The sequence below is a fragment of the Paenibacillus sp. FSL R10-2778 genome, assembly GCF_038593035.1.
GTDB lineage: Bacteria > Bacillota > Bacilli > Paenibacillales > Paenibacillaceae > Paenibacillus_AQ > Paenibacillus_AQ odorifer.
Map to the genome: position 1 here is coordinate 4,832,243 of NZ_CP151956.1, position 14,756 is coordinate 4,846,998.

Consider the following 14,756-nt stretch of genomic DNA (forward strand, 5'->3'; position numbering starts at 1 on the left):
CCGATAGCTGAAGCGCCCTCAGGTTCTGTGTGATCTGCAACTAGATCCTCTGCAGTTATCTTCATTGCTGCAGCAGCTGAAGCATTATCTTCCAGATGGTCATCTTCCGGTGCAGAATCACCGCTGTGAATAAACTTGCTCATTTCCTAACCCCCTGTTTACTGTCGGTATACAAACCAGTCGAACAAAGAACCCGCGACCTTCCCACTCACCATCGCCATTAACAGACCGAATAGATAATGTGTCATATTTAAGCGTTTAGCGAGTATCGGCAGCACATTTAATACCTCGGTCAATGCTGCAGCGAGCATCCCGACAAAAATCCCATCAAATAGTCCTACACCAAGTTCAACTAGAGGACCTGAGGTAATTTTCCAATTCCAAAAATCACTAACAGTACCTACTAAAGATCCACCAACCATCGCGCCTTCATACCAATGAACTTTATCGTAAGAAGAGGTTAATTGCGCCAGACGCGGCACCATATCCAGCACAACAAATAGAGCGATCACTCCACCGCCTACAGCAATACCACCCGCAATGCCCAGCAGCAAATTTAGTCCCAGTGCTATGGGTGCCGTCATCTTCAGTCCTCCCTATTCTCAGATTGGTTTTCACTGCGGCGCCTCATCTTGCTGTATTCCTCATTGATGACATATTGGTCGATGTTCTTCTGATACAGATACATTTCCACTTCCAGCGGAGTAGGTTCCTCATTCCACTTCTTTTTAAATAAATGGTTGAAAAAAATGACCATCCCAAACCCGATGCCCAGAGAATAAGCAATCTGAAATATATAGGGATGCTCATCCCGATGACCCGTTAGCATCTCCACAATTCGAATTTGTACCTCCAGCATATTTACATCAGCATGAAAGTTCATAATTGTCAGAGCAGACCCAAAGAAAAGCAGCAGCCACACTAAAACAAACATCGCCACCGAAGGTTTCCGTCTCTCCACCTGACTCTCAATCTGCACAATCGTCCTCCCTTCACCGATCGGTTCAATGTCCGCATTCGGTATAAGTTCATATATCCGGGGGATAACCATCAACAGATCAATCAAAATCAGATTGCCGTCACTTTGCTCCGGCTTCATTAAGAGAATTGTCTCCAACGACTCTTTCAGCTCAGGCTCCGCTATCAAAAAAGCAATATCACCCAACGTGACACCTTTACCCTTGGGAACCATCACCCGATTTTTAAGCTGTATATAGATGGTGGGAGCAGAATGTTGTTTCATCCGCATTCCTCCTAAAGGTTATGGTGAAGCTCAGGTCCAAGATAACGGTAGTATGGGAGTAAAGCCTTATTTTTACTCTTGCTGCTCTGTATCAATTTCTTGAAATACTGAAATGTTGCTTGTTTATAGGTATCAGGAAAGGCTAACCCTTCTTCTGGAAATTAAAAAGAAGACAGCTCAAGGTAATTAACCTTAAGCTGTCTTCTTGTTTCAATCCTAAATACGTCAGAATTCGAGCGAATCCAATTTCCCTCCCGCAAAATCAAACAGGGTCAGATTGGACCAACCATTCTCATGTCCCACGGACCATTCCTTTTGCGAAGGAACCCAGGCTGGCTCCCAATAATAAAACCCGATACCTTTACCGTTAGGTATATTCTCAATTACACTAATAAAATCTTTCATATACTTAGTCTGTCCCTCTACTGTAGCCGGATAACCTTCATGCAGCTGCTTTTCCTCACTTACTATTAAGGGGAAACCTTCAGGTGCATTCAGCGTCCAAGGATAAGCTGTTTCAACAACAATAATATCCTTATTGTACCGCACCGCCAATTCATTCAGGTTAGATCGCAAGTCATCCAGCGTGCCGTGCCACCAAGAATAAAAAGATAATCCGATTACATCAAAATTTACGCCATGCTCGAAAAACCGATCATAAAAGTTACGGCTGGCTGGATGATCAGCACCACGGTCAATATGGATCATGATGGACAAATCAGAAGCAACAGCTTTTGCGCCCGCTATTCCTGCTTGAACCAGTGTAATGAACTGTTCCCATTGGTCCGTAGTATCCCACTCTCCATCCACCTTGCCTTCATTCCATAACATGCCTGGAGTAATCTCATTACCGATCTGCACCATGTCGGGCATAGTGCCTTGAGATTGCAAAAACTCAAGAACCTCACGAGTATACTCATATACAGCTGATGTTAAACCCGTAAAATCAAGGTTCTCCCAAGCTTTTGGCTTCGATTGATTAGCAGGATCTGCCCATTTATCCGAATAATGAAAATCCAGCAGAAAGTTAAGTCCTGCTTCTTTAATTCGCTTAGCCATAATCAGCGTACGTTCTAGATTGCAGAAGCCGCCCGGAGGATCATTCCAAATCCGCAGCCGGATGGCATTCACGCCATTGTCCTTCAGAATGTAGAGCAAATCCTCAGCGTTCTCAACGGACTCTACAGCACCGCTGTAATACGCTCCTCCACCCTGCTCAATTTCATCCAGAAACGAGATATCCATTCCATTGATAAATGTGGTTGTCATCATTGCTACTCCTTTACAGAACCAAGTGTCATCCCTTTAACAAAATATTTTTGCAGGAAAGGATATACGATCAAAATTGGAGCGGCTCCGATAAATATTTGCGCGGCTCTCACCGTCGTCTGCGAGATCAGCTCCATTTCCTTTGGATTGATGCTCATGGAGCTCATATCCCGTTGAATGATAACCGTCTGCAGGAATGTCGCCAGTGGAAATTGCTTGGAATTATTCAAATACAATAGTCCATCGAACCAGGAGTTCCAATGGAATACCATGCTGAACAAGGCAATCGTAGCGATCGACGGCAGAGAAATCGGCAAGTAAATACTGAACAACGTACGGAAATGTCCGGCTCCGTCTATTAGCGAGGCCTCCTCCAGATCTTTTGGAATACCACGGAAGAAGTTCAGCATCAGAATCACCAAGAACGTATTTACCGCACCTGGCAGAACAAGTACCCAGAAGGAATCCATCAAACCAATCTTTTGAATCACAATGTAAAATGGAATCAATCCACCGTTGAACACCATACTGAAAACGAACAACCAAGAGTAAACATTACGGCCCTTGAAGGCTGAGTTTTCTTTGGATAACGGATAGGCTGCCAAAAAAGTAATTAAAAGTGTAAGTCCAGTCCCGAGTATGGTTCTTTGAACAGATACCCAGATGGAGTGTAGAAAGATCGGATTGTTTATTGTCTTTTTATAAGCTTCCAGAGAGAACTGCTTTGGCCATAATCCTACCAAATTGGCATCCGCTGCCGACTTCGCGCTAAAGGATACAGCCAGCACGTGAATCAAAGGTACAATACACATCAGTGCGAGCAGGATTAGAAAGCAAGTATTAAACACGTTGAATATACGATAACCTCTTGTTTTGTAATACATAAGTTGTCTCCCTCTTCCTTTGGTAGATTAGAAAATGCGATATCCTGCCCACTTCTTAGCCAAACTGTACGAGACGAGAATTAGGATCATACTAATGGCCGACTTAAACAGTCCGATTGCCGTACCAAAGCCCATCTCACCATTCAGAATAGCCGTGCGGTACACGAAGGTATCAATAATATCGCCTTTCTGATAGACCAGTGGATTGTAGAGGTTAAAAATCTGGTCAAACCCTGCGTTCAATACATTTCCGAGAGCCAAGGTACCTACCACCACAACCATTGGCAATAGAGATGGCATTGTGATAAAACGTGTCTGCTTCCAGCGGTTAGCGCCGTCTATTTCAGCAGCTTCATATAATGATGGATTGATTCCTGCTAGAGCAGCTAAGAAAACGATCGTATTATAACCAAATTCCTTCCACACATCTGTGAGAATAACTGTGAACCGGAACCAGTTGTTATCGCCTAAGAAAAAGATTGGTTTGAAGCCCATGCTGCCTAAGATCTGATTGACAAAACCATCTGTAGCAAGCAAATCCAGCAAGATCCCGCCGAGAATAACCCAAGATAAAAAGTGAGGCAAGTATACCAGTGTCTGAATAGTACGCTGTATGTATACCTTGCGAATCTCATTTAACAAAATGGCGAATACAAACGGTACAGCCAGATTGAAAATCATTTTTAGAACAGCAATAATCAATGTATTCCAAATGACCTGCATACTGTCATTACGTTCAAATAGATAACGGAAATTGTCCAATCCAACCCATGCCGAGCCTGAAATTTTAAGCCATGGCTTATAATCCTGAAATGCCATCACAATTCCGCCCATTGGAATAAAGCTGAAGATGATCAGGAATATCATCGCCGGCAATAACATCAAGTGAAAAGGCCATGTTTTTTTTAGTGTTCTCATCCTTGGTCCCCCATATCTTGTCAAGTTCTTCTGTAACCATACTCAAATTATAGCAACGCCCGAATTCCTCAAATAGCGGGCAAAACCAATATATATGGTACAAAAGCAATCTCTTTATCACATTGAAAAAAGAGGACTTCAAACGCAAACAGGGACCCTCCCTAAAGCCTAATGCTACGGCTGAAGAGACGGTCCCGTTTACTGCTTTTTACCTAGTCAAACTAAATCCAAACCTTATTTTACGCTGTCATACCATTCGTTAACTTCTTTAGTGATTTGATCGCCACCACCTGATTTCCAGGTTGCTACAAAGGAATCAAATGCATCCAGCGGTTTGTTGCCATAGATAATTTCATTAAACGTTTGGTTCTCAATTTTGTTCAGATAGTCCATCTTCGATTTCATAGTTTCGGTCGTAGGACCTGTGAACATATTCTTAAAGGATTTATCCTCTTGCGCCAGCAGAACTTTGGCAGCCGCAGGGGTATCTTTACCATAATTCACAGCTACGTCCTTCTCCAGACGGGTTGTTGGCTCTGCGCCATCTGCCAGGTTAAGGAGTGCTTTCATTTGGGCATCCGGGATCCGGGCACCGTCACGAACCAGCATATAACGAACACTATTCACATAACCGCCAGCAATTTTATCATTTTCGATCATCTTGCCGTTCGCGTCTAGCTCATAGTCATATCCTGCAAAAAGACCGTTATCCAGTTCACTGCCTGGCGTTGGATTAGCAAAGTTATCGAACAGATAGTTTTGATAAGTAAAGAAGGCTTCTGGATTTTTCATTTTCGTGCTGATCAAAGTTACACCGTTAGTGAATTGTGTGCCATGACGCATAACCTTTCCATCTGGACCCGCTGGAATTTCAATTGGAGCCCATACTGCATCTGGAGAGTTCTTCACGGTATCCTGAAGCGGCCAGCCGCTCATCCAGTAAGGACCCGGGAGAATCCCTGCTGTACCTGCAACTGCTGGTTCGGCAGTTTTGTTCTCATCCCAAAGAGCTGCTTCCTGAGGAATATAACCTTTCGCCAACCATTCCTTCAGTTTTTCAAGCCCTTGCTTCATGCCAGCATTTACTGAGCCGTATTCTAGTTTACCATCAGCATCTAGATTCCATTGCTGTGGCAAGGTTCCGTAAGCACCAAAGATCCAAGATGGATCGCCCATCCAAGTGTTCATCGTTGTTTTGAAGCCGATACTAAGTGGAGTTACCTTGTCTGGTGCCAAACCATCAGGGTTCTGATTCTTGAACGCATCCATCACTTTTTCCAGCTCATCGATCGTCTTAGGGGCTTGCATATTCAGCTTATCCAGCCAATCTTGGCGGATCCACAGAATGTAATCATGGTTATATGCATAATCGAGAACAGGCAGGCCCATTCTTTTGCCATCACGGCTGTATTGGTTCCAAACGTTAGGATCCTGTGCCATCGCTTCTTTCCAAGTATCTGAAGCATATTTATCAAACAAAGTTCCTACATCTGCATACATGCCGGAATCGATCAAATCCTGTGCAATCGTGTTGTCGGCTGTACCGATGGTTACGACATCAGGCATGTCCTGACCTGAAGACATGGATAAACGCAGCTTCGTACCAAATGCGCCGTTCGTATCTGTGATGGACCAAAGGGACTTAATATTGATGCCGAATTTTTCTTTAGCCCATTTTGTAGCCACGTTATTCTCAATGCTTTCACCGTTTTTGAATTTCAGCTCAGGGTCTACGCCCCATGCGGTTGTAAATGTCACCTCAGGATCGTATTTATCCTTGTAGGCGTTTTCAGAATTGGAAGCTGTATTTGCAGTCGCTTCACCAGCTGCTTTATCTCCAGCAGTGTCTTTACTGTTAGCAGCGTTATTGCCTGAACAGCCCGCAAGGCTACCCGCCAAAAGCATGCTCATGCACAGGAGCGGCAGCCATCTTTTTCTCTTCATCGCGCTCATTTTGTTCCCCCTTGGATTCCATAAGTGTTGGTTACATTTTAATTATAGGGAACGACGCTGAGCCCGAATACGTCATTTAAACAAGGTTTCTGCACCTTTCTCAACCTCTATCCGTCCCGGAATTCATTTGGTGTCATATTGTAGTGTTTTTTGAACATCTTACTGAAATATTGCGGATTCTGATATCCAAGCTCAGAGGTAATTTCATAGATTTTTTTATTCGTATTTTTAAGCAGATAAAGTGCCCGTTCCATCCGCATCCGAATAATATAGTCCCCAAGTCCTTCCCCAGTCTCAGCTTTATAAATCTTGGACAAGTAGACTGGATGCAAATATACATGATCGGCAATGGTTTTGACGGACAGCTCATGCCCCGAATGGTTTCCTACCAGCTCATGCACCTGCTTGATAATATAACTTTTCGTATTCTGATCGCTTTCGGATAGCTCCTTCTGAAGCTTATCGAGCATATCAAACGCCCAATCTTTAAGCTTATCAAAAGAAACAATAATACTCTGCGTCAACAACGGATCTAAAGCGTATTGGTCGATCTTGGAGATGAACTGACCACTCTTATGCGCTATATACATAAATGCATTGGTTATCGATAGAAAGACCTCGTACAGATGTTCACTGGAAAACCGTGCATTCTCCATATCCCGGAACACGTCAGCAATTTTTTGCCTTGCTGAATCCCATTGTTTGGATTCCAGCAGATGAATGAGTGTAGGTGGACGATAAAGACATTCGAGCGATTTGATGCTGATCGTCTCCTGATGCTGGCGGTCATCCAAAAACAGCACGGAGCTGGATTCATCATGTGCTGCCAAATACATCGAGCTAAGACCGCTTCTATAGGCAGCCGTCATCCCCTCCGGAAAGGTGAACCACTCTGTTACAATCAGTGAAATCTCACCCTTGAGGTAATTGCTTACACTAATTCGGAAATTGGCGATCACCGCTTTTAGGATTTGCTGCCTTGCAGCTTCATAGTTAGCCATTTGCTCCAATTCCTGCTGTACTGCCGGCTTTAATTCAACAAGCAGAATCAAGCAATCATGCGGCGCTTTGCAGAACCAGACATGGAACTGTTCCTTAAAAAGCTCCTCGGCAATGTTGCCGATCGCATATTCCATGAGAGAGACCGAATGGTGATCCATTGCGGCATAATGTTTACCCAGCTGAATCAGCAGCATCGCCGCTTCAGCATCCGGCTGGAAGGAGATTTCATATTCCTTCAGCTTAATGGCTAGTGTCCGCTCAGACAGCACCCTGCCGAGAAGCAATTCATGCATCAGATTAGCCCGCAAAACACTGTAATCGGCTTTGCGATTATACAGCAGCAAATGATATCTATCATGAGCTTCCCATTCGTCTTTCAAAGATTCAATCGCACTGGATACGCTTTTGATAAACTCATCATCACTTACCGGCTTCAAAATATAATCAAATGCCTGCAGTTGAATAGCTTTTTTCGCATATTGAAAATCGGAATAACCTGTCAATAAAATGGACCGAATATTTGGCCATTTCTCGCTCACGGCTTCAATTAATTGCAGGCCAGTCATTCCTGGCATTGAAATATCCGTAACCATAATATCTATAGCCTGCTGTTCCATAATTTGCAGAGCTTCAGCACCCGATGCCGCTTGATGCACCTGCTTTACCCCGATTTCAGCCCATGGAATAGTACGAGCTAAACTTTCCGTAACATAGGGCTCATCATCAACTAACAACAGCTCTATCATTCTTTCCCCTCCTAGATGTCATTCCATTTCATTGTCTGTGTAGGGCAGCAACCACTGCAGTGTCACCTGTAATCCTCCAAGCGGAGAAGGCGAGATGCGCAAGCCAGACGTCTCCCCAAAACGCAGCCGCATTCTCTGATGCACATTCCATAGACCGCAGCCCATTTCTTCATCCATCGCCCTGCTTAGTTTATTTTCCAGTTCTATAATTTCCTCTGGCGTCATGCCCTGACCATCATCTTCAACCGTAAGCGTCATTTCTCTGCCTGCACAGGAACCCGTAATCCGCACCAGTCCCTCTTTGGCGACGGGCTCAATTCCATGTATAACCGCATTCTCCACCAAAGGCTGCAGCACGAGCGGCGGAAGCTCTCTTTTGCGCATTTGCGGTGGGATATTGATCTCATAACGAAGTCTGCTCATCCTCATCTTCTGGATCTCCAGATAATGATTCACAAATTCCACCTCTTCAGACAGCGCAACCAAATCACGTTCCTGACGAGTGGTGTATCTGTAATATCGGGACAAATTATGCGACATCCCAACGACTGCCCCCATATTATCGAGCTTCGCCATACTTGTAATAAAGGAGAAGCAATTATAGAAAAAATGTGGATTTATCTGTGATTGAAGCTGCTTTAAGCGGGCTTCGCGAACATGGATTTTCTCCATCAGCACATTCTCGATCAGCATCTGAATCTGTTCTACCATACTGTTAAACCGGCCGGACAGGAAGCTGAATTCATTCTTCCCTTTAATCTCCACTCGCGCAGAATAATCCCCTTGCTTCAACCGTTGAAAGCCTCCAACCAATAACCTTATAGGCACCTGCACTTGAACATATAATAGATAGGCTACGAGACAGCTCATTAACAACAAAGCACTGATCGCAAAATAAAATAAACGATTAGAGGTCAGGATCGGATGTAGGATTTCAGTCAGCGGCATATAGTCGATCAAATACCAGCCCATTTTGTCCGAATAGACGATATTTACACTGTAGGATTCACCTTCTATTTTGACCGTGCGATTCTCACTAGGCTTCAGCTGGGTCTCTTCCAGCCTGTCTACCAATTCTTTAGCTAACACCTTGTCGGCACTGCGGTTAAAAATAAGTCCTGTTCCCTGCTTATAATAAAAAGGATCTCTTCTGCCATCACTTTTGAATTTATCCAGCATATCTTCTATGTTCCGGCTGTCGAACTCTACCTTCATAACCGTTTTGACTTTTTCCGGAGCGAATTCTGACATAAAGGGTGTAAAAGAAAACCATGAGAATACGAAGCGGTCACCCTCCTGCCCTTCGATTTTCTCCACTTGCCAGCCCGACTTCACTTCCCGCTTCAGATCCACATCTTCGTATAACTTCGCATCATTTTCAGACACCATACGATGAATGGACGGGGAGTATAAATATAGCTTACTCTTCCAATTGGAGGAGCTTTCTTGAATGCTGATTTTGGTCTGAATCCGTTTGATCAGGTTTATCGTATCCAGATTCAAACGCCCTTTTTCCAGATAAGTATCCTTAAGGCTGAGGATATCAGGATCATGGATCAGCAGAATCGGCCACGAGGACAATAACTCCATATTACTTTCTACCTGATTCTGAAAAAAACTAAGCTGATTATTATTCGAAGTATTTAACTCCGTACGCAGCACATCCGTGGTCGTTTTATTGGAATAGAAGTAAAGGATGGTTATCGGGATCAGCATAATGACCATGATACTCACGATTTTGGTAAATAAATTATATCTATACACGTTCCTTCACTCTCCGGCTCAAATGTCATAGCCCCTATTGTACAAACAATCCCTACTTGCGAAAAGATAAATATCTAAAAAATGTGGTAAAGACAGGCCCTAACTGCCTTTTCGAGCACAGTTATTGCCTGTCTGCCTATTATTGCTGCAAAAGATTGAGTATGATGTAAGCCGCTTCAGCGCGTGTTGTATGGGCTTGCGGGCGGAAATTGCCATCTTCGAATCCATTGATAATCCCAGCCTGCGCAAGCGCTGTTATCCCTTCACTGGCATACAACGAGATCAGGTCTTTATCTTTAAAAGAAATAACGTTCACATCTTTCTGACCGTTCACTTTCTCCGCCAGCTTAAGCGCACGGTATGAAATAGCTGCCATTTCTTCACGGGACAATTTATCATTCGGGCCAAAAGTGCCATCCGTATGTCCTTGTACAACACCCAATTTCCCAGCAGTATTCACAGCAGAGCTATACCACGCATCAAGGTTCACATCTTTAAAACTGCCTGTTCCTCTTTCTGCATTTAACTCCAGCGCGGACAGCAGCATGCTGACAAATTCAGCGCGTGTAACCTCCCCTTGCGGATTAAAGATCCCGTTTCCTATTCCTTGCACGATCCCTTTAGCCGTCAAGGATTCAATCGCTAACGTGGCCCAATCTGCTGCTTTTAAATCTGTGTACCCCACCTCTGCGTACCCCGCAGCATAAATGCTGAAATGACTTGGATTAAACACAATCTGTTCCGCGGTTGGGTTGTACCGCACAGCTTTGATAACTTCGAGTTTTCCATCAGCAAGTATCGAATAAACAGCAATCCGCTGGCTCTGCTCCCCGAGCTTCAGCTTGTAGTGGAAGGCTACCGATATTGCTCCTTTTTTGAAAACATCGATAGAAGTCCCGTCTACTGACACATGGATGTTATAGGCCGGATAGTCTTTTGCTCCAGTTGCCAATGGTGAAGGCAAGGTTGGCGTAGCTACCTGAACCAGTGAGAGCGTTAGTTCCTTACCTCCCGTCTTTATAATTCCTGCACTAGCTTCCGTAGAAACCGTAACAGAGGCCGTCCCATATACAATTACTATTTGAGGATGTTTGCCCTGCTCTAGTATAGAACTCAACGGAAGATGAACGACTGCTCCCTTAAGCTCTCCCGTCGATGGCAGAACAGAAATAACCAGTTTTCCATCCGCCGGAAGCCTCGACAACGCCTTATTGATATCCTCTATACTTAGCGTGATATCAGCTATGCCGGAAATTCCTGCTTGTGCCTTCACCTGAAGTTGTCCTGCCGTTGTATGTTCGACCACTGCTTTATTTGCTGAATTTACAACGCTTGAATCTCTAACGGTGATGATAGGATCAGGATTAACCCCTGTTCCGGGTTCCTCACCAGTGCCGGGATTTCCTCCCGTTCCGGGATTCTCGCCAGTGCCGGGATTTCCTCCCGTTCCGGGTTCTTCACCAGTGCCAGGATTCCCTCCCGTTCCGGGTTCCTCACCAGTGCCGGGATTCCCTCCCGTTCCGGGTTCCTCGCCAGTGCCAGGATTCCCTCCCGTTCCGGGTTCCCCACCAGTGCCAGGATTCCCTCCCGTTCCGGGTTCCTCTTCGCCCCCCTCACCGGCCACCGGGGTTTTGAAGACATTTAATGAAGAGAGTGCATTCCCTGCAAAATCGAACATTGCCTGATTCTCCCAAGCATTTCCTTCGCCTACCTTCCAGCCTACACCTTGCACTGGAATCCAAGCTGGTTCCCAATAGAACAAGCCTGTTCCTTTACCATCGGGTACTTTGGACAATACATTCATTACTGTTTTGACCTCCGCCATTTGACCTGCAACCGTAGCTGGGAAGCCACTGCCGTCCAGCTGATCTTGGCGGGCGATGTTATTCTCAAAATTGTCGCCGTCCTCCAGCGTGTAAGGATACGCGGTTTCCGTCACAATCACTTCTTTACCATATCGTTTAGAGATATCGTCCAAGTTAAACTGCAGGCTATCCATCGTTCCGCTCCAATACGGATAAAAGGACGCGCCGATCACATCATAATCAAGATTCCGCTGCGTTAATTCGTCAAAGAACCAACGAAACATATCATTTTTGCCACCTTCAGCAAGATGGATCATAATTTTGATATCCTGACCTGCACCCTCGCTGTCTCTAACTCCCTTCACTCCGCTCTCCAGAAGCGGAACAACCTTCTCAAAAGCATTCTCTTGATCATAGGATTTGCCGTCAGGCCATAACAAGCCCCCATTAATCTCATTTCCGATTTGGACCATATCGGGTGAAGCTCCCTTTTCCTTTAGCTCATCCATAACATCTTTGGTATAGTCATATACCGCTTGCTTCAATTCATCATAGGAGTAATCCGCCCATGCTCCCGGCTTGTTTTGCTTTCCGGGATCAGCCCAGAAATCAGAGTAGTGGAAATCAAGCAACAGCTTAAAGCCTTTGGCTTTGACACGCTGCGCCATTTCCACAACATGCTCACGGTCATTATAGCCGCCAGCTTCCTGAGGATCATTCCATAAACGCAGCCGAATGTAATTTACACCCCGGCTTTTAAGAATATCCAGCAAATCCTTTTCTACTCCATTGTCGTAATACTTTCCACCGGCATCCTCAATCGCTTCCAGTGTGGAAATGTCCGCACCTTTTATGAACCCGGATTGCAGCACAAGCGGAGTAACCTGAATATCAGCTGTGGGTTGTAGGTCTGTCCCTGCAACTTTCCCCATTACGCTGTAAGTTCCTTCAACCGCGTACTCCGCTTCAGTAAGGTCATCCCAGGTTACAGGCAGCTGTTTGCTTGACCCATCTTCGTATATAGCCGTTACCGCTGATGGCAATAAAGCAGGCACATCCGTAATTGTGCTGACATTTATACTCTCAAATCCAACAATAGGCGTGCCGCTGTCACCTACTACTGTTACCTTCGCCACTGCCTTCTGCACAGTACCTGAGATAGAACCGCTTACTGTAAAGGTTCCGGGACGGGAATACTCTGCTGGCGGGATCACATCCCAAGCAACCTGAGCATCCTCCGTGTCAGAATTGCTATATACCACAGTTACAACACTTGGAAGCTCAGGGGCTTGCCCAATTTCCGTGTCCAACCGTACTGGCAGAACAGTTTGTATTTCACCCTGTGCCGGCTCATGCGGCGCGCTGGCTGCGGGAACACCCCAGACCTTCAGATCATTAATGGCTGCCCATTTTCCGCCGTTGATGCCGGTCAGGTTGACCCTTACATAAGAAACATTCCGCAGCTTAAAAGCATTGTACTGAGTTTGCTCTACACTGCTGCTCTGACTTTTGTCCACAACTGTTGTCCATACCTTATGATCACGTGATACTTCAATCGTATATTGATTAATGTAACTCCATGCATTCCAGATGACGGTTGCACCTGACAAATCATATGCACCTTGCAAATCTACTTCCAGCCAATGAGGAAAGCTCCCGTCATTCGCCGTCCAATGTGTGTTCCATTCATCGGAATCTACTGCGTTACCCGCTTCATATCCTGCAAGCTCACTATCGGATATAGCAGGCTTTCCTAGGGCAATATTCTCATCTCCTGCCGCTTGAGCAGACTGCCCAAACGTAAAAGGGGCAATAAGAAAGGTCAGAATCATAAATAATACAAATGATTTCTTCAATGTCTGCTTCCTCCTAAATAATTTAATCATGGATTATGTACTCAGCAGCACAGTCATTTTGTGCACTCCCTAATTGTAAACGCTTTATTAACTCTGCTATATGTTACGTTAGAAACATTTCAGCAGTTTTTGCAGTCGATTTGATCTAAGCAAGGAGTAAAATCACATACAAAAAAAGATGATCCGAAAGCCATACGGCTTCGAATCATCTTTATATAGGTAGAACCATTCCACTTCAATCTGCTCAGAGCGTTTGTGGTTTGGACTGTTGATTAGATAAAAAGAATAAAGCGACCCAGATCAAGGCAAATCCGAGAATCTGCGGGATAGTGACCAGCTGTTGGAACACGATCCAGTTAATGATTACTCCCGTCATAGGAAAGCTGAGTTCAGCCAATGTGGCGAAGGAAGCTTTCGTCGTGCTAAGTCCTTTGTAATACAACAACATACTAAGAAGTCCTGGCAGCAAAGCTTGCAGCAATAGATTAACCGCAATAGCTGCCGATGCACCAAACCCGCCATGAATCTGCCACGGGGCACCTTCTAGCGTAGTGATAACAAAAAGTAAAGGAAGCGCAAGGATAAACCGCAGCGAAGTCACTGTCTCATATTTCATAGAACCGAGCAGATAACGTCCCATGACTGTCGATCCCCCCCACAGTGCAGCTGCTCCCAAGGCCATCAGACTGCTAACCCCAATAAAGTTATTCACATGTCCGAAAGGGATACTCCAGCCAAAGGTCAGCAGATAGGTTCCTACCAGCGCCAACACAATGAGTGGTCCGAAATTTTTTGGCAAACGTTCTTTAAGAATTAAAGCAGCGAGACCGATAGCGAATATTGGCTGAAGCTTCTGCAGTAACAGCACCGCATTCAAATCCCCACTGGAAAGTGCCATCGTAAATAGGATCGTCGCCCCGGCAGAGCCTCCCCATGAAACAATCAATAAAGCACCAATCTGGCGAAATCCAATTCCTTTAAGCTCCGCCCGGTGACGCCAAAGAACAGGTGAAGCAGCCAAGAAAAGCACCACATGCTCCAGAAGAACAATTTGCGATGAGGTTAAGGATTTTAACAGGATGATACGAAAGAGCGGATCAACGCCCCATAATGCTGCACCAATCACAACGAGCCAAAATCCACTGCGTAGCGTTGATGTACTGCCAACCTTAGATGATGATGAAGCTGTAACATTACTCATAATTTCCTTCTCCTTGTCGATACAAACCCTCGATAAGAGACCAAAAACCCCCGAATTACCAAAAAGGTAAACTCGGGGGCATTATCAATAAAGACGTACAAGGATAGACTCCTAG

10 protein-coding genes are annotated in these 14,756 nt (G+C 45.0%); all 10 read right to left on the reverse strand.

Features of this window, described 5'->3' with window-relative positions:
• Positions 1–158 precede the first annotated feature (158 nt).
• The gene (locus NST40_RS21875; protein WP_036676132.1) at positions 159–584 is read right to left on the reverse strand and encodes a stage V sporulation protein AB; all 426 of its coding nucleotides are present in this window, start codon (positions 582–584) and stop codon (positions 159–161) included.
• A gap of 2 nt (positions 585–586) precedes the next feature.
• A complete protein-coding gene (locus NST40_RS21880; RefSeq protein ID WP_076127430.1) occupies positions 587–1,243 on the reverse strand; it encodes a stage V sporulation protein AA in 657 nt (218 codons plus the stop codon).
• 225 nt (positions 1,244–1,468) lie between these two features.
• Complete coding sequence (locus tag NST40_RS21885) at positions 1,469–2,515, reverse strand: arabinogalactan endo-1,4-beta-galactosidase (RefSeq protein ID WP_306066879.1); 1,047 nt, start codon at positions 2,513–2,515, stop codon at positions 1,469–1,471.
• A 2-nt stretch (positions 2,516–2,517) separates the two neighbouring features.
• Positions 2,518–3,396, reverse strand: coding sequence for a carbohydrate ABC transporter permease (locus NST40_RS21890; RefSeq protein WP_036676128.1), 879 nt, complete (start codon positions 3,394–3,396; stop codon positions 2,518–2,520).
• Positions 3,397–3,423: 27 nt separating this feature from the next.
• On the reverse strand, positions 3,424–4,314 hold the full coding sequence (locus NST40_RS21895; protein ID WP_036676126.1) for an ABC transporter permease subunit: 891 nt from the start codon (positions 4,312–4,314) through the stop codon (positions 3,424–3,426).
• Positions 4,315–4,548: 234 nt separating this feature from the next.
• Positions 4,549–6,267: an extracellular solute-binding protein gene (locus NST40_RS21900; protein WP_076127426.1), complete on the reverse strand. Its 1,719-nt coding sequence runs from the start codon at positions 6,265–6,267 to the stop codon at positions 4,549–4,551.
• Between the two features lie 107 nt (positions 6,268–6,374).
• Positions 6,375–8,015: a response regulator gene (locus NST40_RS21905; RefSeq protein ID WP_076192254.1), complete on the reverse strand. Its 1,641-nt coding sequence runs from the start codon at positions 8,013–8,015 to the stop codon at positions 6,375–6,377.
• Between the two features lie 18 nt (positions 8,016–8,033).
• Positions 8,034–9,779, reverse strand: a complete 1,746-nt coding sequence (locus tag NST40_RS21910) for a histidine kinase (RefSeq protein ID WP_342409992.1) — start codon at positions 9,777–9,779, stop codon at positions 8,034–8,036.
• Positions 9,780–9,918: 139 nt separating this feature from the next.
• Complete coding sequence (locus NST40_RS21915; protein WP_342409993.1) at positions 9,919–13,440, reverse strand: glycosyl hydrolase 53 family protein; 3,522 nt, start codon at positions 13,438–13,440, stop codon at positions 9,919–9,921.
• A gap of 244 nt (positions 13,441–13,684) precedes the next feature.
• On the reverse strand, positions 13,685–14,641 hold the full coding sequence (locus tag NST40_RS21920) for a DMT family transporter (RefSeq protein WP_076219781.1): 957 nt from the start codon (positions 14,639–14,641) through the stop codon (positions 13,685–13,687).
• Between the last annotated feature and the right edge of the window lie 115 nt (positions 14,642–14,756).